General features: G+C 68.7%; 17 protein-coding genes, 1 tRNA gene and 2 pseudogenes. 13 read left to right on the forward strand and 7 right to left on the reverse strand.

Translation table 11 applies throughout. From position 1 onward, the window contains the following. Positions 1-84: 84 nt before the first annotated feature. Positions 85-1,485 (forward strand): nitronate monooxygenase family protein, encoded by a 1,401-nt coding sequence (locus tag LH62_RS06275; protein ID WP_043360002.1) that lies wholly within the window; start codon positions 85-87, stop codon positions 1,483-1,485. Between the two features lie 157 nt (positions 1,486-1,642). Then, positions 1,643-2,734 (forward strand): acyltransferase, encoded by a 1,092-nt coding sequence (locus tag LH62_RS06280; RefSeq protein WP_043360005.1) that lies wholly within the window; start codon positions 1,643-1,645, stop codon positions 2,732-2,734. Between the two features lie 48 nt (positions 2,735-2,782). Here the strand turns inward: LH62_RS06280 and LH62_RS06285 are convergent, their stop codons facing one another. Then, a complete protein-coding gene (locus tag LH62_RS06285) occupies positions 2,783-3,898 on the reverse strand; it encodes an NADH:flavin oxidoreductase/NADH oxidase (RefSeq protein WP_043360008.1) in 1,116 nt (371 codons plus the stop codon). Beyond that, entirely contained in the window at positions 3,895-4,689 is a 795-nt protein-coding gene (locus LH62_RS29070; RefSeq protein ID WP_236552488.1) for a DUF2272 domain-containing protein, read from the reverse strand. The genes LH62_RS06285 and LH62_RS29070 overlap by 4 nt, the downstream gene beginning before the upstream one ends. Before the next feature lie 45 nt (positions 4,690-4,734). Between LH62_RS29070 and LH62_RS06295 the strand changes: the two genes are divergently transcribed. From LH62_RS06295 to LH62_RS06305, 3 genes are all read left to right on the forward strand, one after another. Continuing rightward, the gene (locus LH62_RS06295; RefSeq protein WP_082012377.1) at positions 4,735-6,168 is read left to right on the forward strand and encodes an FAD-dependent oxidoreductase; all 1,434 of its coding nucleotides are present in this window, start codon (positions 4,735-4,737) and stop codon (positions 6,166-6,168) included. A gap of 374 nt (positions 6,169-6,542) precedes the next feature. Beyond that, positions 6,543-8,252: a dihydroxyacetone kinase family protein gene (locus LH62_RS06300; RefSeq protein WP_043360010.1), complete on the forward strand. Its 1,710-nt coding sequence runs from the start codon at positions 6,543-6,545 to the stop codon at positions 8,250-8,252. 341 nt (positions 8,253-8,593) lie between these two features. After that, on the forward strand, positions 8,594-8,965 hold the full coding sequence (locus LH62_RS06305) for a hypothetical protein (protein WP_082012378.1): 372 nt from the start codon (positions 8,594-8,596) through the stop codon (positions 8,963-8,965). Positions 8,966-8,977: 12 nt separating this feature from the next. On the opposite strand, the gene LH62_RS06310 is transcribed toward LH62_RS06305, so the two are convergent. Continuing rightward, on the reverse strand, positions 8,978-10,444 hold the full coding sequence (locus LH62_RS06310; protein WP_201445430.1) for a deoxyribodipyrimidine photo-lyase: 1,467 nt from the start codon (positions 10,442-10,444) through the stop codon (positions 8,978-8,980). On the opposite strand from LH62_RS06310, the gene LH62_RS32640 reads away from it, so the two are divergent. Together LH62_RS32640 and LH62_RS32645 are read left to right on the forward strand one after the other, a co-directional pair. Then, the gene (locus tag LH62_RS32640; protein WP_160299779.1) at positions 10,443-11,030 is read left to right on the forward strand and encodes an integrase core domain-containing protein; all 588 of its coding nucleotides are present in this window, start codon (positions 10,443-10,445) and stop codon (positions 11,028-11,030) included. The two genes, LH62_RS06310 and LH62_RS32640, sit on opposite strands and share 2 nt — an antisense overlap. Beyond that, a pseudogene (locus LH62_RS32645) lies at positions 11,011-11,085 on the forward strand (transposase); the annotation flags it as partial. The gene LH62_RS32640 and the pseudogene LH62_RS32645, both read left to right, overlap by 20 nt. A gap of 151 nt (positions 11,086-11,236) precedes the next feature. On the opposite strand, the gene LH62_RS31880 reads toward LH62_RS32645, so the two are convergent. After that, complete coding sequence (locus LH62_RS31880) at positions 11,237-11,443, reverse strand: hypothetical protein (RefSeq protein WP_236552694.1); 207 nt, start codon at positions 11,441-11,443, stop codon at positions 11,237-11,239. Positions 11,444-11,514: 71 nt separating this feature from the next. On the opposite strand from LH62_RS31880, the gene LH62_RS31885 reads away from it, so the two are divergent. The 4 genes from LH62_RS31885 to selD all read left to right on the forward strand — a co-directional run bounded on the left by LH62_RS31885 (position 11,515) and on the right by selD (position 14,690). Further along, entirely contained in the window at positions 11,515-11,832 is a 318-nt protein-coding gene (locus LH62_RS31885; protein ID WP_052213769.1) for a hypothetical protein, read from the forward strand. Between the two features lie 359 nt (positions 11,833-12,191). Beyond that, on the forward strand, positions 12,192-12,434 hold the full coding sequence (locus LH62_RS31015; RefSeq protein WP_052213770.1) for a SelB C-terminal domain-containing protein: 243 nt from the start codon (positions 12,192-12,194) through the stop codon (positions 12,432-12,434). A 7-nt stretch (positions 12,435-12,441) separates the two neighbouring features. Then, positions 12,442-12,531, forward strand: a tRNA-Sec gene (locus tag LH62_RS30930). Positions 12,532-12,572: 41 nt separating this feature from the next. After that, complete coding sequence (gene selD, locus LH62_RS06320) at positions 12,573-14,690, forward strand: selenide, water dikinase SelD (RefSeq protein WP_052213771.1); 2,118 nt, start codon at positions 12,573-12,575, stop codon at positions 14,688-14,690. A 309-nt stretch (positions 14,691-14,999) separates the two neighbouring features. Here the strand turns inward: selD and LH62_RS28095 are convergent, their stop codons facing one another. Beyond that, on the reverse strand, positions 15,000-15,284 hold the full coding sequence (locus LH62_RS28095; protein WP_082012380.1) for a transposase: 285 nt from the start codon (positions 15,282-15,284) through the stop codon (positions 15,000-15,002). Between the two features lie 1,191 nt (positions 15,285-16,475). On the opposite strand from LH62_RS28095, the gene LH62_RS06330 reads away from it, so the two are divergent. Further along, on the forward strand, positions 16,476-16,907 hold the full coding sequence (locus tag LH62_RS06330) for a DUF2231 domain-containing protein (RefSeq protein ID WP_236552489.1): 432 nt from the start codon (positions 16,476-16,478) through the stop codon (positions 16,905-16,907). Beyond that, the gene (locus LH62_RS06335; protein ID WP_043360016.1) at positions 16,907-18,193 is read left to right on the forward strand and encodes a sorbosone dehydrogenase family protein; all 1,287 of its coding nucleotides are present in this window, start codon (positions 16,907-16,909) and stop codon (positions 18,191-18,193) included. The genes LH62_RS06330 and LH62_RS06335 overlap by 1 nt, the downstream gene beginning before the upstream one ends. 307 nt (positions 18,194-18,500) lie before the next feature. Here LH62_RS06335 and LH62_RS31890 read toward each other — a convergent pair. Both LH62_RS31890 and LH62_RS06345 read right to left on the reverse strand, forming a co-directional pair. Then, positions 18,501-19,315: pseudogene (locus tag LH62_RS31890) on the reverse strand (IS3 family transposase); the annotation flags it as partial. Between the two features lie 196 nt (positions 19,316-19,511). Next, the gene (locus tag LH62_RS06345) at positions 19,512-19,865 is read right to left on the reverse strand and encodes a hypothetical protein (protein ID WP_144404396.1); all 354 of its coding nucleotides are present in this window, start codon (positions 19,863-19,865) and stop codon (positions 19,512-19,514) included. Between the last annotated feature and the right edge of the window lie 102 nt (positions 19,866-19,967).

Genomic DNA, 19,967 nt, shown 5'->3' on the forward strand with positions numbered 1-19,967 from the left:
GCACGGCATCGGGAGGGCTCTACCTTCCGATGCCGGCGGTACCATATCGGACGGCTTGAACTGGTATAATTCGAGGGCAGGGGCGTGAAGGCAATCAACGCGATCCGCATGGGCGGAGTCGAGGTTCTGCCATTGGTCGAAGGCGGCAAGGGCGTCGCGGTCTCCAACGGCGCCTCCTGCGGTGCCTGGGCCTCCGGTGGCGGCGTCGGCACTTTCTCGGCCGTCAACGCCGATAGCTACGACGAGAATGGCGAGGTCATCCGCCAGATCTACCACGGCAAGACCCGGCGCGAGCGGCATGAGGAGCTGGTCGCCTACGGCATCCGCGGCGGCATCGCCCAGGCCCAGGAAGCGCATGAGCGCAGCAACGGCCAGGGTCGCATCCACACCAACATCCTCTGGGAGATGGGCGGCGCCGAGCGCGTCGTCCGCGGCATCCTGGAAGGCGCCCGCGGCCTCATCAACGGCATCACCTGCGGCGCCGGCATGCCCTACCGGCTGTCGGAGATCGCTCGGGAGTTCCGCGTCCACTACTACCCGATCGTCTCCTCCGGCCGCGCCTTCGCCGCCCTCTGGAAGCGTAGCTACAACAAGACGCGCGAATGGCTCGGCGGCGTGGTCTACGAGGACCCCTGGCTGGCCGGCGGCCATAACGGCCTGTCCAACTCCGAGGACCCGGCCCGCCCCGAGGACCCATACCCCCGCGTCCTCAAGCTCCGCCAGCAGATGCGCGAGTTCGGCTTGGGCGAGGTGCCCATCATCATGGCCGGCGGCGTCTGGTGGCTGGAGGAGTGGCAGGACTGGATCGACAACCCCGAGCTCGGCCCCATTGCCTTCCAGTTCGGCACCCGTCCCCTGCTGACCCAGGAAAGCCCGATCTCGGACGCCTGGAAGCAGCGCCTGCTGACGCTGAAGGAGGGCGATATCCTCCTCCAGCGCTTTTCCCCGACCGGCTTCTACAGCAGTGCCGTCCGCAACGAGTTCCTGTCCGAGCTCGAGGCCCGCAACGAGCGCCAGGTCGCCTTCACGCAGGAGCCCGTCGGCGACCACGTCGCCGAGTACGCCGTCGGCCCCCGCCGCCGCCGCGTCTGGCTGACGCCGCATGACCGTGCCCGCGTCGCCGGCTTCGAGGCGAGCGGCTTCACCGAGGCCATGCGTACGCCGGACAATACATTGATCTTCGTCACCCCGGAAAAGCAGGCCGAGATCGTGCAGGATCAGGTCGACTGCATGGGCTGCCTCTCTTCCTGCCGCTTCTCGAACTGGGACCAGCACAGCGCCACCTTCGACAACGGCAAGAAGGCCGACCCGCGCAGCTTCTGCATCCAGAAGACGCTGCAGGACGTGGCCCATGACGGCGCGCTGGAGCACAACCTGATGTTCGCCGGGCACAACGCCTTCCGCTTCGGCTCGGACCCGTTCTATTCGAACGGCTTCATCCCGACCGCCAAGCAGCTGGTTGAGCGCATCCTGACGGGGCGCTGACCGCGCCCCGGCACTGGGCAGGATTACAGGGAAGGGCGGCGCAAGCCGCCCTTCGCCTTTTCCGACCCTGCGCCCCGGTCCTGGGCCCGGGCGGTGCTGATGACAGGCCCATGCCGCGCGGTTACACAGCGGCTGGTTTCAAGCATTCGGGCGGGACATGCCGGAACAGGGTCGCGGGCTGCTGCCCGGGTTGCATGGGCTGCGCGCCGTGGCGGCGCTGATGGTGTTCCTCTACCATCTGCATGCGATTCCCGGCCTTCAGGTGCCGGCGGCGCTTCCCTGGATCGCCACGCATTTCGGCTTCGGGGTCCACCTTTTCTTCGCGCTCTCGGCCTTCGCGCTGGCCTGGGCAAATCCCCATGCGGCGGAACGGCCCGGCTCCTACCTCATCAAGCGCTTCTTTCGCATTGCGCCGCTCTACTACATCGTTCTTGCCGTGGTCCTGGTCCTATCGCGTACCGGATGGCCGGGGATCGAGCGCTTCATCGCCGAAGTGACCTTCACCTTCAATTTGGTGCCGGGCTGGCACCCTGGCCTGGTCCCGGCCGGCTGGACGGTGGGCACCGAGATGCTCTTCTACCTCCTGCTGCCGTTGCTCCTGCGGGTTCGCAGCATCGCCGGCATGGCTGTCGTGACCGCCCTGGCGACGCTCCTCTCCTACGAGGCGCGGCGGCTGCTGACGGCCTGGCTGCCCGGCAGCGACTACAACCTGGCTTCCCTCCCAAGCAACCTTTCGATCTTCATCGCCGCCCTGCTCGCCTTCCGCATTTTCGACGCGGTGCGCGGCACCGCCTGGGAGGGCCGCGCCGCGGCGCTCGCCGCCGCCTTCACGCTCGGCCTGCTCGGCCTGCTGCTCTCGCCGGCAGGGAGCCTAGTGGAAGGGCCGGGCGACTCCCGGGTGCTGGTCTTCGGCTATGCCTTCGCCGCGGCCTGCCTGTGGCAGGCTCTCCGCCCGTCCTGGCTGCTGCGGTCGCGGCCGGCGCTCTGGCTCGGGGAGCGGAGCTACAGCATCTACCTCTCGCACTTCCTGCTGATCCTGGTGCTGCGGCCGGCCTATGGCTGGATCCTGGGGCAGCTCGGGCAGGGCGGCGCGGCCTTCCTGGCCTGCGCCGCCATCACCCTGCCGCCGCTCTGCATCGCGGCTGCGCTCGGCTATCGCCTCGTCGAGGTGCCGGGGATCGCATTGGGCCGCCGGTTGATCGGGCGCAGCAGCCCGAACCCCGCGTTGAAGCCAATGGCAGGGCGCTGACGCCGAGGGGCGTAGGCGCCGCCTGCCAAGCGGCGGCGAGAAGGCGTTCTAGGTCAGGACGTCCATTGGCATTCCCACCCCGTCGTCCCGCCCCATCGTCCCCAGCGTCCCAAGCCCTCGCTCATACTGCGGCGCCACGCGCAGCGCCTCCGTCCGCCCCAGCGCCGCCGCGGCATGGATCGGCCAATACGGGTCCCGCAGCAGCGCCCGCGCCAGCAGGATCAGGTCCGCCTTCCCCTCGCTGAGGATCGCCTGTGCCTGCTCAGGCTCGGTGATCATCCCGACCGCCGCGACGGCCACCCCGGCCCCGTCGCGCACCGCCTCCGCCCCCGGCACCTGGTAGCCCGGTCCGACGGGGATCGCCTGCCGCGCATCCAGCCCGCCAGAGGTCACGTCGATCATGTCCACCCCCAGCGCCTTCAGCCGCGCCGACAGCGCCACCGTCTCCGCCGTGGTCCAGCCCCCCTCCACCCAGTCGGTGTGGGAGAGCCGCACGCAAAGCGGCACCTCGTCGGGGATGGCCTCGCGCACCGCCCGTGCGCATTCCTCGGTCAGCCGCACCCGCCCGTCGAAATCCCCGCCCCAGCCATCGTTCCGCTGGTTGGCCAGGGGCGAGAGGAACTGATGCAGCAGGTAGCCATGTGCCGCATGCAGCTCGATGAAGCGGTACCCCGCCGCGATGCTCCGCCGCGCCGCCGCCGCCGTATCGGCAACCACTTGCCCGATCTCTACATCGCTCAGCGCCCGCGGCACCGCATATCCCTGGAAGGCGGCGGCGCTCGGCCCCACCGGCACCCAGCCCGGCTCCGCCGGCCCATGCAGCCAGGCCTGCTTCCGGCTTCCCTTCCGCCCTGCATGAGCGATCTGGATGCCAGGGACGGAGCCCATGGCCGCGATCCCCTCCGCCAGCCGCCTGTGGCCGGGGATCTGCCCATCGTCCCAGATGCCAAGATCGGCCGGTGAGATGCGCCCCTCGGGCGACACCGCCGCCGCCTCGGTGATGGTCAGCCCCACCCCGCCCACGGCGCGCGAGAGCAGGTGCTGGAGGTGCCAGTCGGTCGGCTTGCCATCCTCCGCGCAGGAATACTGGCACATGGGGGAGACGCCGATGCGGTTCTTAAGCGTGACGCCACGGAGGGTGAGCGGCTCGAACAGGTCGGTCATGATAACGGACTCCAGGGGGGGCTCCACGGCGGCAACCGGCCCAGCCGGTTCTGGAACAGGGCGAACAAGACGGGTTCTCCCGCCGGCCTCGGCAGAAGATAGCCCGCGGCGTCCGCGGGGAAACGGGTCATCGTCACGCTGTCCCGCACATTCCCGCCGACCACCTCGACCACCCCCGCCCCCACCCGCACGACGATGTCGCAATGCATGGGCCGGAACCGCCCCGCATCCGCCGCCCTTTGCCGCCAGTCGCTGATCGGCACCGCCCCCCTGTCGGCGCAGAGCAGATCGCCCGGCCGCGGCGCCGCCTCGAACGGGCCGCTCGGCAGGAACGGCGCCGAGGCCGGGAAGGCCAGTGCATCCCGGATCAACGCATCGACATAGTCGGAATGCGCGGCGGAAGGCGGAAACTCCTGCCTATCCACCCCCGCGGCCGCCAGGATGAAGGAGATGAACGCCGCCGACCAATAGGGCTCCCGCCACAACCCCTGGCCTCCCACCCCGCCGATTGCCTCCGCATAAAGCGCCCGGTTCCGCTCGATCGCTCCCTCGTCCCTCGGTACCGCCCGCCAGTAAGCCAGCACGCGGGGGAAATTCGACGGGTCGCTCTCCGCCCCGCTGGAGGTGCCGGGCGCCCCTACCTCCACCACCACGCTGCCCCATTCCGCCCATTCGCCGAGCGCGATCCGGACCATCCGCTCCCGCGCCGCGGGCGGATAGGGCAGCGGCGCGGCGCGGGGCGGCGCCACCGCACAGGCCCCGAGCAGCAGCAGAAGCAGGATCGATCGCATGCCCCCCTGTAGCGCAACGAGCCCCCCTTCCATAGGCTCCGACGGATGAGCGACACCCCCTCCGGCCGCCTCTTCTTCCAGAGTGAGACCTTCCGCGTGGAAGCCTCGAGCGCCCGCGTCCGCCACCCTCGCGTCACCGGCCGCAGCCTGACCGAGCCGGCGTGTGAGGTGCCGATCCACGCCGAATGCGACGTGCTGGTCGTCGGCGGCGGCCCGGCCGGCACCGCCGCTGCCGTCGCCGCTGCCCGCCTCGGCGCCCGGACGATGCTGATCGAGCGCTACAACCATCTCGGCGGCCTCTCCACCGGCGGCCTCGTCATCTGGATCGACCGCATGACCGATTGGTCCGGCCAGCTCGTGATCCGTGGCTTTGCCCAGGAATTCCTGGCCCGCATGCCGCTGGACGCCATCGCCGGCCCGCCGCGCGAGGCCTGGGGCAGCCGCGACGCCGCGACCGCCGCCTGGTGGGCGCTCCGCACCGCCGCCTTCCACGGTACCATCACCCACTCCCCGACGGCCGATCCCGAATGGATGAAGGCCACAGCACTTGAGATGGTCCTCGAAGCCGGCGCCGAGCCGCTCTTCCACGCCTGGGGCGCCCAGCCGGTGATGGAGGGCGATGCCGTCCGCGGCACCATCTTTGAGAGCAAGCAGGGCCGCCGTGCCATCCTTGCCAAGGTCGTGGTGGACGCGACCGGCGATGGCGACCTCCTCCACCGTGCCGGCGCCAGCTGCTCCGACGACATCGAGGAGGGTGACATCCACCACGCCATAAACACGAGCTGGATGTTCGGCGGCGTCGACATGGAGGCCTGGCTGCGCTGGAGGGCCGAGCAGCCGCAGCAATTTGCCGACTTCCTCCAGCGCGGGCGGGCGGCGCATGGCCAGTTCGAGAAGGCCTTCGTCTCCTGGCGGAATGATGTCGCCCTGTTCATGGGCCCGCGCATGACCGGCTTCTCGGCCGTCGCCGTGGACGACCTGACGGAGGTGGAGATCCGCAGCCACCGCCTGATGCTGGCCCACCTGGAATTCTATCGCGCCCACGCCCCCGGCTTTGCCGGTGCCTGGCCGCTGCTGAGCGCCCCCCAGATTGGCGTCCGCCATGGCCGTCGCCTTGTCGGCATGGATGCCGTGACACGGGCGATGTGGGACGGTCGCATATCCCCGGACGAGATCGGCGTCTCCCCACCGCTCTCGCCTCGCTTCCTTAATGTCTCGATCCCATACGGCGCTCTTGTCCCGACGCAACTCGACGGCCTGCTCGCTCCCGGCCGCCACCTGTCCTGCGACGCCACCAGCCACTCCTTCCTGCGGGAGATTCCGCAATGCTGGCTCACCGGGCAGGCTGCCGGCATCGCTGCCGCCCTTTCCGCCGACCGGGGCGTCGCGCCACGATCGCTACCGGTACGAGACGTGCAGCGGATGCTGCTCGCCCATGGCGGGTATCTGTCGTCAGAAACAACCGCCGCGGCTGCATAAAACATAAATTAACTTGAGTTAATGAAAAGCCCATGTTCACGTTATCGTGATTGCGTATACTGTCCCTCGTTCAGGCCGTGGCCTTGGACGTCTCCTCCCAGTGATCTGTGCCGCAACCTGGGGTTGGGTACCTGATCGCCACTTCGGGCCGGTTGATCGCGGGTGTCACGCCCGCCGTCACCGGCCCGCTTTTTTTCCAGCCTTCCGAGAATGGCCCTTGGCTTCCACTAAGCCGCCGGCAGGCCGCCTACCGCGTGCAGGCTGCCGGGGATAGGCTGTGCTGAAGCGAAGGCTGTCCAGGAGGATGCCTCCTCGGTGACGGCGTCGAGCCCCTTTCAGCCGGGCTTCGAATGCGCAGGAGAGGGACGGCCAGGATGAAGAAGTTTCTCAACGACCCTCGCCGCGTGGTGCGCGAGATGCTCGAAGGCGAGGTGGACCTGCACCCCGGCCAGGCCCTGTTGCGGGACGAGGATGTGGTGGTGCGCGTCGGCCTGCCCGAACCTGCTGCGCGCGGCGTGGCCGTGCTCTCGGGCGGCGGCAGCGGGCATGAGCCGGCCCATGCGGGTTATGTCGGGGCGGGCATGCTGCACGCGGCCGTCGCGGGCGACGTCTTCACCTCGCCCGGTGTCGACGCGGTGCTGGCCGCCATCCGCGCCGCGGCCGGGCCCGCCGGCGCGGTGCTGATCGTGAAGAACTACACCGGCGACCGGCTGAATTTCGGCCTCGCCGCCGAGCTGGCCCGCGCCGAGGGCATCCCGGCCGAAGTGGTGGTGGTCGCCGATGACGTGGCACTGCGCGACACGGTGGAGCCCGCGCGGCGACGCGGCATCGCCGGCACCGTGCTGGTGCACAAGGTGGCCGGCGCCGCCGCCGCGGCCGGCCTGCCGCTGGAGGCGGTGGCGGCGGAGGCCCGCGCCGCCGCGGCGGCGGTCGGCAGTATGGGCGTCGCGCTCGGCGCCTGCACCGTCCCCGCCGCGGGCCGCCCCGCCTTCTCCCTCGGCGAGCAGGAGGTGGAACTGGGCCTCGGCATCCATGGCGAACAGGGCGTGCGCCGCGTCTCCCTGCGCCCTGCGGACGCGCTGGTACAGGAGATGCTCGACACCATCCTGGCCGACGCCGTCCTGCGCGGGGGCGAGCGCGTGGCACTGCTAGTGAACGGCCTCGGCGGCACCCCGCCGATGGAGCTGGCCTTGGTGGCCCGCAGCGCCCTCGCCCTGTTGCGGGCGCGCGGGCTGGTCGTGAAGCGCGCCTGGTGCGGCAACCTGCTCACCGCGCTGGAGATGCCTGGCGCCTCGCTGACCGTGATGCGGGTGGATGACGGAATGCTGGCGCGGCTGGACGCGCCGACCGAGGCTCCCGCCTGGCCCGGCAGCGGCCGGATCACGCCCACCCGGCAGCTGGTCGGCACCGCCGCCGCGCAGGTGGCCGAGGCGGTCCGCCCGGCGACGCCCGCGGGCGAGGTGGTGCGCCGTGCCGCCCTCGCCGCCGCCACCGCGCTGGAGGGGGCCGAGGCGCGGCTGACCGCGCTCGACAGTGCCGCCGGAGACGGCGACCTCGGCATCAGCATGTCGCGTGGCGCTGCAGCCCTGCGCGCCCTGCCGGGGTCCGCCTGGGCCGAGGCGCCGACGGCCTTGGCGCGCATGGGAGAGGCGTTGCGACGCGCCATCGCCGGCAGCTCCGGCCCCTTCTACGCCACGGCGCTGCTGCGCGCGGCCCGTGCCCTGCCAGCCGCACCATCGCCCGCCGATTGGTCCGCCGCTCTGGCCGCCGGCGTGGACGCGATCGCGGAGCTGGGCGGCGCGAAGCCCGGCGACCGCACCATGCTGGACGCGCTGCATGCTGCCGCAGAGGCCTTCGCCCAGGCGCTGGCGGCCGGGCAGGCGCCCACCTCGGCCTGGGAGGAAGCGGTGCAAGCCGCGCGGGCTGGTGCGGAGGCCACCGCCTCCATGCGCCCGCGCCTGGGCCGTGCCAGCTATCTTGGCGACCGCGCCCTCGGCACGCCGGATGCCGGTGCGGCCGCGGCCGTGGTCTGGCTGGAAGCCCTGGCGCCGGATCAGGCGCGTGACGCAGAAACGAGGGAGTAACCACGCCATCCCGCACCGCCCAAGGCTGGACAGGCCCCGGCAGCAGGCGATGCGTGACGAGATATCTGCGCCTCCTCCCCTGCCCTCGCCGCGCTGGAACCGGCACGCCGCGGCGCTTCTTCGGCCGGCACAACCTTGGCAGCCGCAACAGCACGGACATCAGGACCGCAATCATCATCGGTACCTGCACGCCAGCCGAATGCGCCAACGACTTCGCCACCGCCAAGTCTGGCGCAAACCGATGATGAACGCTCCGGGCCGCCTATCCTGGGCACCAGCCTTGGAGAATCACAGCATGCGCGTCCCTTGCGGCATCACCAAAGCGACCAGACGGGAATGCCATGAAGGATGACGCAGGACATCGAGGCGCGGATCGCAGGCCCGCCGGTCCTGAACAGCCCCGTACACCCGACGGACGCTACTTCGTGGTGCGTGGCCGGTTGTGGCGGCTGAGCAACCCGGCACTCGACCCGGCGGAGCGCGAGCGGCTGGTGCAGCAACTGATGACCGCCCGCCATGCTGTCCGGATGGCGAAAGGCGATCCCGACGCACTCCGTGCCGCGCGGTCGAGCGTCGACGCAGCAAAGCGGGCCCTTGGTGAGCGCGGACCGCCTTGGTGGACGGACGGCGCCCCTGACTACAACCGGCGCCTGGTTGGAAACACGCCCTATGCCGGCTGGTTCGAAACCGTCTCCGCCAAGGACACCGGTTGATTCGGCCGCCACTCAGATTGGCAGCTTCGTGGTGAGGTAGGGATCGACGGGAGGCCTTTCGGGCACCGTCAGCCGGAACGTCGGGCGGGATGCGGCGGCAGCAATCCATTCCGGGCCGCTTGGCCGCTCGCGGATCGAGCGATCGGTGCGGGTCGAGACTAGCCCATAGATTGGACGGTCGCCATAACCGGGGGCGGCATCGCCGAACGCCCAGGCAAGGTTGCCGTAAGTCGATGGGTCACGGCCATCGAGACTCAGCCGGTCGTTCAGGTAGCAGGCGGTGGCCCAACCCGTCTCGGGATCCGGGGTCATCGCAATCAGCCTTTTCGCCCAATACATGCGCAGGTTGTTGTGCATCCAGCCGTCAAGCAGGTACTGCTTCTGGCACGCATTCCATGTTTCGTCGGCTGTTTCGCCGTGAACCAACGCACCGAGCGTCTCGAGATGCGGCCGCGGTTCCGACGCATGGGCCTGAAGCGTTGCCCGGGCCCATTTCGGCACGCGGGCATAGCTCTCCGGAACGGGCAGGCTGCGGGCCTTGTAGTGAAACCACTCGCGCCAGCTGAGAAGCTCGTCGGCGAATTTGGCTCGGCTTGCATCCGCCACATCCGCCTGCGCGATCGCGGCCATGATCTCGCGCGGACCCACCATGCCGAAGTGAAGGTAAGGCGAGAGCGTCGACGCCCCTTCCGGGCGCCGCGCGTCGTTTCGTGCATCCGCATAGGCCGGCAGGACCTCGTCGCGCAGGCGGGATAGGCGCAGCAGAACCTCGGCCCGCGTCGGCGGGAACATCGCGCTGGGCGGGAGCGCATGGTCGATCGCGCAGGATGCAACGAGGGCGTCGATGGCCGCGTCGTCCATCGGGCCAAGATGGTCAGGCTCGTAGGGTAGTGGCCCCCCGTAGGGCGCGACCAATGGTTCTTCGTCTGTCCACTCTCGCCACGCATCGCGCAGCTTCTCGTGGCGACGACGAAAGGCGGAGGTAGTGCCGACGCCCTGTTCCAATGCAGCGGGTGGCACGAGGCACGCAGCGTTCACCGCGAAGACGGCCGTGCCGGTTTTCGCGGCAACCCGTTCGGCCTGCCACTGTGCGACGAAGGCAGGCTGGTCCTCCAGCACGAGCGCGGCGGCTGGCGCGGCAAGCCGATAGACCAAGCCCTTCTCGCGCTTAGCCGCCCGGTCGACATATTGCACGCAGGCGAGGCCGCGCTCTGCGCAGCCGCGCGCCACATCACGGCTGGCGCCCAAGGCAAAGCGGTGCAGCCTGTCGGATGCGAAGGGATAATCCTCACGGAGGCCGTGGTAAACAAGCACCGGGAGGCCAAGCTCATTGCCGAGCCGCACGGCCGCGTCGATGACCGGGTTATCAAAGGCACGCAACGCTTGCTGCAGCCAGCAAAGGATGTACGGACCATCTCGCAACGGCGCGCCGTTGAGCGGGCGGACACGCGGAGCGTCGCTCCAGGTCGCCAAGGACATGGGCAAGGAACTCATCATCGCTCCTCCAGCGGATCACGCTGAATCAGGTCGGGGAGACTGCAACGGCAACGCTCGTGGGACGGAAGAGATCATCTGTTCAGACAGCGGCCCCAACTTCGTGGCCAAGGCAGCGCAGGACTGGATTACCAGCGTTGGCGCGCGGACGGCCTACATCGAGCCCAGGAGCCCCTGGGAGAGCGGCTATGTCGAGTCCTTCAACGGCAAGCTCCGGGACGGGCGGCTGGACTGCGAGGTGCTCAAGACGCTCAAAGGGGCTCAGGTGCTGATCGGGCAATGGCGCCAGCACTTCGACACCGTAAGGCCACATAGGGCTCTCGGCTTTCGGCCACCTGCACCGGAGGTGGCCCTGCCCCTGCTGCTTCGCCGCCCGAACCTAACCGGATCAGCAGCGCCTGCCGTTAAGGTGACGCGGCGAAAGTGGTCCGGCTCTGGTGTTGGTTTTTCGGCGGGTTTTCTCATGACGGATGTGGAGATCGGCCATGGAGCGGCGGTTCTCGGTGGAGCGGATCGTGGCGGTGCTGAAGTAGGCCGAGTTGGGCCTGCCGGTGGCCGAGCTGACCCGTAAGCTCGGTATCTCGGAACAAACCTTCTACCGCTGGAAGAAGCAGTATGCCGGGCTGGAGACGGGTCAGGGCCGTGCGTTGGAGCAGCTGACCGAGGAGAATGCCCCGCTGAAGCGGCCGGAGCGAAGCTCAGCCTCGACTGGACCGTCTTGCAGGACGTCCTGTCAAAAAAAATTTCCCCGGCCATCGCTCATGAAGGAGGTTGTGGCTATGTGGCGCGGAGCCACGGCACCAGCGAGCGCCGGGCCTGTACCTCGACACGCCAGCACCGAGCGACGCCGCGCAAACCGAGCACCTTCCCGGCGTCGGCCCGGTGGTGACCGGCACCCTCCGCCATGGCCGCCTCGCCCTCGGCGACGAGGTCGCGCTCTATCCCAGCGCCCGGCGCGCCCGCATCCGGAGCTCGCAGATGCATCGCCGCCCTGTCCCGGTCGCTTCGCCTGGCCGCCGTGTCGCCGTGGCGTTGCGCGGGTAGAACTGGCCGACATGCGTCGCAGCCTGTTGCTCGCCCCGTCCGGCGCGGTGCAGCCGACGGAGTGGCTGGACGCGCGGCTCACCCTGCTCCCCTCCGCCTCCGTGCCCCTGGCCGACGGCGCGACCCTTTGCCTGCTCACCGGCATGGCGGAGGCCTTCGCCCACCTCCGGCTTCCCGAAGGCGAGGCCCTTGCCCCCGGCGCCACCGCCCTCGTCCAGCTCCGCTGCGATCCGCCGCTGGCGGCGATGGCGGGCGATGGTTTCATCCTTCGCCTCCCCTCCCCCGCGCACAGCATCGCCGGCGGCACCCTCGTCCACCCCGAGGACTGAGTCACCTTGCGCGAGACCCTGCGCGCCAGTCTCGCCGCTTTCCATGCCGCCCATCTGATGGAGGCCGACCTCCGCCCCAAAGCCCTGCCCGCTGCCATCACCGAGCCCATCCTGGCCGCCCTCCTTGCCGAGGGCGCTGCGGAACGGGTGCAGGGCCTGCTGCACGCCCCCGGCTTCGACCCAGCCCGCGCCCTGTCCGGCGATCCGCGGGAGCTGGCGCTAGGCCTCGCCGCCCTATTCCGCCGCGCCGGCCTCTCGCCCCGCCCGATGCGGCGGAGGCTGCGGCCGGCGACCCGCGGCGCCGAGCCGCGCTCCGCTTCCTGCTCCAGCGCGGCGTACTGGTCCGCACCGCGGATGCCGTGCAGCGCCGCACCATCCTCTTCCATCGCCAGGCGATCGAGGGGACGAAGCGCCGCCTCGCCGAAGCGCCTGGAGGTTTCACCGCAAGCGAGGCCGGGACGCTACTCGGCATCTCGCTCAAATACGGCATCCCGCTGCTCGAGCGCCTGGATGCCCTCCGCATCACCCGCTGGGTTGGCGACCGGCGCTTCCTCATCCGTGGTTCGACGGCAGGGCGGGCCACCGCCATCTTGGCTCGGTGAGCAGTACGGAGGCGTGCTGGGCCTGGTGGCCCTCCCGGTCTTCAAAACCGGTGGCACGCCCAACGCGTGCGGCAGGTTCGATTCCTGTCCGCCTCTGCCCATTGGCGGCTCCGCATTACTTCCGATAGACGGGAGCCGATGCAGAAAGACCTGGACCCGATGCCACTCGCCGAGGGTTGCGAATTGCTGCTGGTCGGCGGCGGTCATGCGCATCTCGGCCTGCTGCGCTCGCTCGCCATGCGGCCCATTCCCGGGCTGCGCGTCACCCTGGTCGCCGATGAGCTGGCGCCGATCTATTCCGGCATGGTGCCTGGCCTGATCGCTGGCCTCTATGCGCCGGAGGACTGCGTCGTCGAGCTGCCGCGCCTGACGCTCGCCGCCGGCGCCCGGCTGATCCACGACCGCGTCACCGGCCTGCAACCTACCGCTCGCCGACTGCTGTGCGCTCGCCATCCGCCGCTGCGCTACGACCTGCTTTCGCTCGATGTCGGCTCCGTCGCCCGTCCCTTACCGCCGGGCAAGGGGCCGCTGCTCCCCGTTCGCCCTATCCGCAACCTGGAGGAGCGTTTCCGCGCCGCCCTGCCGGCCGCCCGCGCCGCGGTGATCGGCGGCGGCGCGGCGGGAGTGGAGCTCTCCTTTTCACTCCGCCACCGTCTCGGCCCGGAGGCGGAGATCACCCTACTTCCCGGCTCCCGGATCCTGCCCCATTCTGGGCCGCTGGCGCGCTGGATCGTACGCCGTGCCTTGGCCAGGCGCCGCATCACCGTCATCCCCGGCGCCCCGGTGGCCGAGGCGCAGCCGGACGCGCTGCTGCTCGGCGATGGCCGCCGAATCCACTGCGACTTGGCCCTCTGGACCACCGGCGCTGCCGCCCCGGCTTGGCTGCGTAAGACCGGCCTCACCCTTGACTCGCAGGGCTTCATCAAGGTGGACGAGACCCTCCGCTCCCTCTCCCACCGCGAGGTCTTCGCCGCCGGCGATGTCGCCGCCATGCAGGCGCATCCGCGCGAGAAGGCCGGGGTCTACGCTGTCCGCCAGGGGCCGGCCCTGGCCGATACCATCCGCCGGCTAGTGGCCGGCGAGGCGCCGCGCCCCTTTCGCCCGCAGCGCCACACCCTCGCCCTGATCGGCACCGCGGATGGTGAGGCGATCGCGCTCCGCGGCCGGCTGGCGCTGGCGGGCCGCTGGGCCTGGCGCTGGAAGCGGCACATCGACCGCAACTGGGTCGCCCGCTTCGCCGCCCTGCCGGCCATGCCAGCCACAGCCGCCGCCCCGGCGCCCATGCGCTGTGCCGGCGGCGGCGGCAAGCTGGCCGCACCCGTCCTCTCCGGCGCCCTCCGTCGTCTCGGCCTCACGGACGGGCCCGAGCCGTTGGACGATGCTGCCCTGCTCAACCCGCCGCCTGGCGCACTGCTGCTGCAGAGCGTCGACCAACTCCGCGCCTTTGTCACCGACCTCCACGTCTTCGGCCGCATCGCCGCCAACCACGCGCTCGGCGAAGTCCATGCGATGGGCGGCCGACCGCTCTCGGCGCTCGCCCTCGTCACCCTGCCCCACGCCCCCGCCGCCTGGCTGGAGGAGGATCTCTACGCCATGCTCCGTGGCGCGCAGGAGGTGCTGGAGGGCGCTGGCGCCCGCCTCCTCGGCGGCCATAGCGGCGAGGGCGCGGAGCCAACGCTTGGCTTCTCGGTCACCGGCACAGCCGAGCCGGGGCGGCTGCTGCGCAAGGGCGGCCTTCGCCCTGGCGACCGGCTGGTGCTGACCAAGCCGCTCGGCACAGGCGTTATCCTCGCCGCCGCCATGCGGGGCGAGGCGCGAGCGGCCTGGCTCGAGCCTGCCCTCGCGGCCATGCAGCAGCCTGGTGGGCCAGTGGTTGCGGCGCTGGCCGCCCAAGGCGCCACGGCCTGCACAGATGTGACGGGCTTCGGCCTGCTCGGCCATATGGCGGAGATGCTGCGCGCCAGTCGCTGCTCCGCCCGGCTCGATACGGCGGCGATCCCGCTCCTCCCCGGCATGCAGGAGGCGCTGGACCAGGGCATCCGCAGTACCCTGCATGATGGCAACGAGGCGACCGTCGCCGGCCTTGTCGAGAACCCGCCCGCTGCCCTGCTTGACCCGCAGACCGCCGGCGGCTTCATCGCCGGCCTGCCCGAGGCCTCCGTCGCGCCCTGCCTCGCGGAACTCCGCCGCCTGGGTGCAGAGGCCGCGCTCATCGGCACAGTGACGGCCGGCCTTCCCGCCATTAGTTTGACCTGACAGCACCCGACCGCGGTTCTCGCGAGACTGCGCCGTCCGTAGCCCGTCACCCTCTGCCAGGTCTCCAGCCTCTTTGCGATGAGCCAGATGTGGCGATTGCGTTGGCTCCGCGCCTCGGCGTCCTCCCTGCTCGGCACCATCGACGCTTGTGGCGGGGATGATGACGTCCGGCGGGGATCGGGCTGGTGGTCGGCAATGGGCTGGTACACGGGCTCGCCGTCGTACGCCCATCTGCTATCACGGAGACGTCCTTGCCCACGATCGCCTCGAGCAGCGGCACTTGACCGCCGTCATCAGCGGCATTGTCGGTCAGCACGCAGGCGACGATCTCGCCGGTGCCAGCGCGACTGCAATGTGCAGCTTGCGCCAGGACTGGCGCGTCCGGCCGTGCTTCTCCGCATCCCACTCGCCCTGGCCGAAGAGCTTCAGGCCGGTGCTGTCGATCAGCAGGGGCACCGGGCCGCACGGGATGACCTTGGGCTGCCGTTCAGCAAAGCTGCGGCCGTGACGGCTGAGCCTTGTGCGATCGGGCACCCGCAGTTCCTGCCCAAGCAGCCGGAGCACGCTCGTGGTGAAGCCTTCCACTTGGCGCAAGGCGAGCTACAGCATCAGCTCGGTCGTCATGTCCGGGTACCAGGACAGGACTGGCCACCGGCGTGATCCGCCGCGGCGCCTGCCACCCGTTCAGGGCAGCCGCATCGAACCAGAGCGTCAGGTCGCCACGCCGCGTCAAGCCGGCTTCATAGGCTGGCCAGTTATGGACCCGGTATCGGCTTTTCGTATGTGGTGGCGGCGAGCGGCGTTGTGCTTGAACAGCATGCCGAAGCGCGTAACGGCTCAACCATGGCCGGGATACCACTCGGATCCCAGCGGCTCGCTGCGCCAACGCCATTAGCCAGCAGGCTGCCAGCGCGTGGAGAGGTATTCTTCTGATGAGCGGTCGCAAGCCTGCGGAGGTTTCCGTAGACGTCAGACGATACGCCAGCAACCTCCTTCAGCATGGAGCGCAAGCGATGCGTGGCGGTGTCGGACGGCAGCCGCTCCGTGAAGCGTTGTATTGTCACTGAACCACCATGGTGGCCAAGCAACCAGTGCCGAAAGGGGCGGCCGTCACGGGAGCCATGAACCGCCCATGCCTCCGGGTCATCCAGCGACGCAATGGCTGATATGAGCTCCCGAAGCAGGAGCTACTAAGGATCAAGACAAATAATCCGCGTCAGGGCATCCCCGACACCGTCAATCCCCCTCGACTACGCCGGCTTAAGGCCTGACGCCTTATGGTCACAACGCAGCCGTTGTTGGCTTCGAGTATCTCGGCCACGTCTCCCGTTCCACCTTTCCTGTCCCTGCCTCGAGCTTGCTCGATCCAAGCGCATACAACGCCGCCTCAGACAACGCACTGATAGTCCTTCAGCAGTTGCGTTGGGGATGCCAGGGCCGCTGCCCGCTCGGTGCAATTCAGATATCATCAAGCCCGATCTTGTCTCCCGAATAAGGATGAAGCTTGCGGATAAGCCACGGACACACTTCATAGCCATCTGCGTCCGTCGGTCGATCAATCTTGTTCGCTGGATGGTCGGTTGGGGTTAGGTGGACAGCAGGCATAGGCGGTGCAGCATTCCGACGGGTGCTATGCTTCCCAGAGAGGCAGCAGCTTCGGTCGGAAGGCAGACCGTGGCGCCGCAACTAAGTGATCGCGCTCCCGTTGGGCCATCAGCGTCTCCAACGGACGCCGGTCGGATTTCACTCATTGCCAGGTCGGACCGAGAAATGAGAGGATCCACCTTGGCTGCCATCTCCGTGCCAGGATCAGCAAGGCCGCTTCACCCCTTGCACGCGATTCTGCTCGCTTTCCCGCTCCCGCTCTTCCTCGGCGCATTGCTCAGCGACTTCGCCTACCGGTCAAGCTTTCAAATCCAGTGGGCCAACTTCTCGTCCTGGCTCCTCGCGGGCGGATTGTTCATCGGCGGCTTCGCCCTGCTTTGGGCACTGATCGATCTGATCCGAAGCGGGACGGCGCGGAGGAAGCGTGCGGCCATCTACTTCTTCGTGCTGCTCGCCATGTGGATACTCGGCTTCATCAGCGCGCTCGTTCATTCGAAGGATGCCTTCGCAATTATGCCCGAGGCGCTCTACCTGTCCGCCATTGCGACAATCCTCGCGCTCGTTGCGGCTTGGATGGGCTACTCGGGCTATCAATCGAGGGAGGCAGCGTGATGCGCACAGCTCTTCTGATCAGCGTCGCGGCGCTTGCCCTTTCCGCCTGCGACGGCGAACCCGCCCCGCAGCGGCACGGAGCCAATCCGAGCCTCCCGGAGCCGCATCGCGGCCTGCTGCCCGATATGACGATTCCCCGTCCGGCAGCCTGGGGCAATGATCGTCCGACGGTGCCACAGGGCTATACGATCCAGGCCATAGCTACGGATCTCAGGATCCCGCGCCAGACGCTCGTCCTTCCCAATGGCGATATCCTGGTCACGGAGGGCACGGGCGGGCAGGGTGCCCCTCGGCTCAATCCCAAGGCCTTCATCGCGGGCATCATCAAGAGTTGGGGCAAGACGTCGGTGCCGGGCGGCAACCGCCTGACGCTGCTGCGTGACGCCGACGGCGATGGAACCTATGAGAGCCGGAGCGTCTTCGCGGAAAATCTGAACGGACCTTATGGCCTCGCCCTCGTCAACGGCGCCCTTTATGTCGCCAACCAGGATGCCCTGGTACGCTTCGACTATCGCGAGGGCCAGACGCAGGCGAGCGGACCGCCGACATTGGTGACGAACTTGCCATCGGCGGTCAACCATCACTGGACGAAGGCGATGGCCGCCAGCCCCGATGGCCGGTTCCTCTATGTCGGCATTGGATCCAACAGCAACATCACCGAGCGCGGGATGGAAGTCGAAGTCGATCGGTCCATGGTATGGCAGATCGACCCCCAAACAGGCGCGCACAGGCCCTACGCGACCGGTCTTCGCAATCCTACAGCCCTCACGATCCAACCAGGAACGGGCCGGCTCTGGGCGGTGGTGAACGAAAGAGACGAAATTGGCCCTGACCTCGTTCCCGACTACCTAACCTCAGTGCGTGAGGGCGGCTTTTACGGCTGGCCTTACAGCTATTGGGGCCAGAACGTCGATACTCGCGCGCAGCCGCAGAACCCGGAACGTGTGGCAGCAGCCATCCGCCCCGACTATGCCCTGGGCGCGCATGTGGCGGCACTCGGCGTCGCTTTCTCGGCCGCGACCATGGGCACAACATTCGCGGACGGAGTGTTCGTCGGCGAGCACGGCAGCTGGAACCGCAACAACCCCGTCGGCTACAGGGTCGTTTTCGTGCCCTTCCGTGATGGCCGACCCATGGGTGACCCGATCGACTTCGTGTCCGGCTTCCTGAACAGCGAGGGCGATGCGCGCGGTCGGCCTGTTGGGGTATCGGTGGACCCGCGGGGCGCTCTGATTGTCGCCGATGACCTGTCGAACACGGTCTGGAGGATTACGGCAAATCGGTAACGCTGCTGCCTGGAGGAACGCTGTGGACGCGCACAGCGCTAACGAATTTTCTCCTGTCGATGCGGCAATCAGCACCGTGGGCGGCTGCCTTGGCCGGTGAAGGTCGAGGCAAAGCTTCATGCCTGACAAGCTTCGGTCACCAGCCTCACATCGGACGGGATAAAGTCCTCTCCTAAGTCCGGCATGACCTGTACCCCTGAACTGGATCCGGATTTCCGGAGAGAATTGGTCTCCTTAAGGCGCTCGGGTTTGGTGATCCAGGTTCAGCGTTTGCCTTCGCCGGCCACCGTACCCTTCGTGGACCCGCAAGATTTCTTTGCAACAGGTATTCCTGCGGTGTCTTCTGTCCGAGAGCCATGTGAGGTAGGCTCTCATTGTGGTCCCGTCGCCAAGCTTCGACGATGGCACGGGCCTCGGCCAGTGTCTCGAACCAATGCAGGTTCAGGCACTCGTCCCGCAGCGAGCCGTTGAAGGTCTCGATGAAGGCGTTGTCGGTCGGCTTGCCAGGCCGCGAGAGATCAATCTGCACCCCGTGGTGGTAGGCTCAAAGGTCCACCAGTTGGCTAGTGAACTCGCTGCCGTTGTCGGCAAACAGGTATTTCTGCGCACCTCGCTGCCGGACGAGGCGGTTCAGCACCTCGGCCCGTGCTCGCCCTTGAGCCGCTAGCCAACCTCGATCGCCAAGCCCTCCCGGCTCCAGATATCGACCACGGTCAGCGCCCGGAACTTCGTGCCCTGGCTCAGCTGGTCGCGGACGAAGTTCAGGCTCCAGGCCTCATTGGGATGCTTGGGCACACATCGCGCCTCGCGGTGCACGACCATCTTGCGCCGCCCTGGTCGCTTGCTGCGGAGGGCAAGACCTTCTTCGCGGCACAGCTGCCAAACCAGGTTGCGCCCCACGGTCCAGCCGTCACGCCTGAGCGTAACGTGGACCCGCCGGTAGCCATAGCGGATCCGTGTCTGCACGATCTCATGCATGCGCTGCCGAATCTGGAGGCGTGGGTCCCTGGTGCTCGGCTTGCGCTGCGTCGACCGATGCTGGCGCATCAGGGAACAGGCCCGGCGCTCGCTGGTGCCGTGGCTCCGCGCCACATAGGCCACAACCTCCTTCATGAGCGCTGGCCGGGAAAACCAGTGGCCGTGCGGAGTGGGGCCTACCAGGCGCTCGTCCCGCGGTCTCCAACCGTAGCGGCGCACCATCTTGTGGAGGTACCGGTCTCGTCGAGGAACACGAAGCGCGCCGGATCCATGTAGCGCTGCCATACCCGCCATTGGCGGCGGCGGTCGGCGATATCTGACCGGTCCTGCTCAGCGGCCCTCAGCAACTTTTTTTATGCCGCAGGCCGAGCCGGCGCAGCGTCGGCCAGATGGTGGCCAGGGAGCCTGTCTGGATGCCGCGCCAGATCAGCGCCGCCTGGATCTCGGCCAGGGTGATGCCCGGTTCGGCCGTGGTTAACTCGCGCAGCAAGGGTTCATGCCCGGCCAGCAGGGGCTTCCGGTAGCCGACGATCCTGGCCGGCGCCGCGCTGCCCGTCTCCCGGACCCGCTGCATCAACTTGTCGCCGCCGACGGGCGCCCTCAAAGCGCCGTGCCGCCCCCTGCGCCGAACTGCACGTCTCAACCGCACGAACCAGCCGCCGTCGGAGGCTGCGGACAGGGGTGCCGTCATCATCGCCTCGACACCGCATCACCAGTGTCGAATCAGAACACGCGATTCCATACAACATCAATGTGCTCTAGCGGCGTTTGTGCCATTTATCGGCTGATCCACATA

Origin of the sequence: Belnapia sp. F-4-1 (genome assembly GCF_000802185.1) — a bacterium.
Taxonomy (GTDB): domain Bacteria; phylum Pseudomonadota; class Alphaproteobacteria; order Acetobacterales; family Acetobacteraceae; genus Belnapia.

Bases quoted from the DNA above. Each gene is read 5' to 3' on its own strand.
- LH62_RS29070 (WP_236552488.1), bottom strand. From the start codon at position 4,689: ATGCGATCGATCCTGCTTCTGCTGCTGCTCGGGGCCTGTGCGGTGGCG.
- LH62_RS06300 (WP_043360010.1), top strand. From the start codon at position 6,543: ATGAAGAAGTTTCTCAACGACCCTCGCCGCGTGGTGCGCGAGATGCTC.
- LH62_RS06335 (WP_043360016.1), top strand. From the start codon at position 16,907: ATGCGCACAGCTCTTCTGATCAGCGTCGCGGCGCTTGCCCTTTCCGCC.
- selD (WP_052213771.1), top strand. From the start codon at position 12,573: ATGCAGAAAGACCTGGACCCGATGCCACTCGCCGAGGGTTGCGAATTG.
- LH62_RS32640 (WP_160299779.1), top strand. From the start codon at position 10,443: ATGGGCAAGGAACTCATCATCGCTCCTCCAGCGGATCACGCTGAATCA.
- LH62_RS31885 (WP_052213769.1), top strand. From the start codon at position 11,515: ATGCGTCGCAGCCTGTTGCTCGCCCCGTCCGGCGCGGTGCAGCCGACG.
- LH62_RS06345 (WP_144404396.1), bottom strand. From the start codon at position 19,865: ATGATGACGGCACCCCTGTCCGCAGCCTCCGACGGCGGCTGGTTCGTG.
- LH62_RS31880 (WP_236552694.1), bottom strand. From the start codon at position 11,443: ATGCATCTGCGAGCTCCGGATGCGGGCGCGCCGGGCGCTGGGATAGAG.
- LH62_RS06305 (WP_082012378.1), top strand. From the start codon at position 8,594: ATGAAGGATGACGCAGGACATCGAGGCGCGGATCGCAGGCCCGCCGGT.
- LH62_RS06310 (WP_201445430.1), bottom strand. From the start codon at position 10,444: ATGTCCTTGGCGACCTGGAGCGACGCTCCGCGTGTCCGCCCGCTCAAC.
- LH62_RS06295 (WP_082012377.1), top strand. From the start codon at position 4,735: ATGAGCGACACCCCCTCCGGCCGCCTCTTCTTCCAGAGTGAGACCTTC.
- LH62_RS06280 (WP_043360005.1), top strand. From the start codon at position 1,643: ATGCCGGAACAGGGTCGCGGGCTGCTGCCCGGGTTGCATGGGCTGCGC.
- LH62_RS06285 (WP_043360008.1), bottom strand. From the start codon at position 3,898: ATGACCGACCTGTTCGAGCCGCTCACCCTCCGTGGCGTCACGCTTAAG.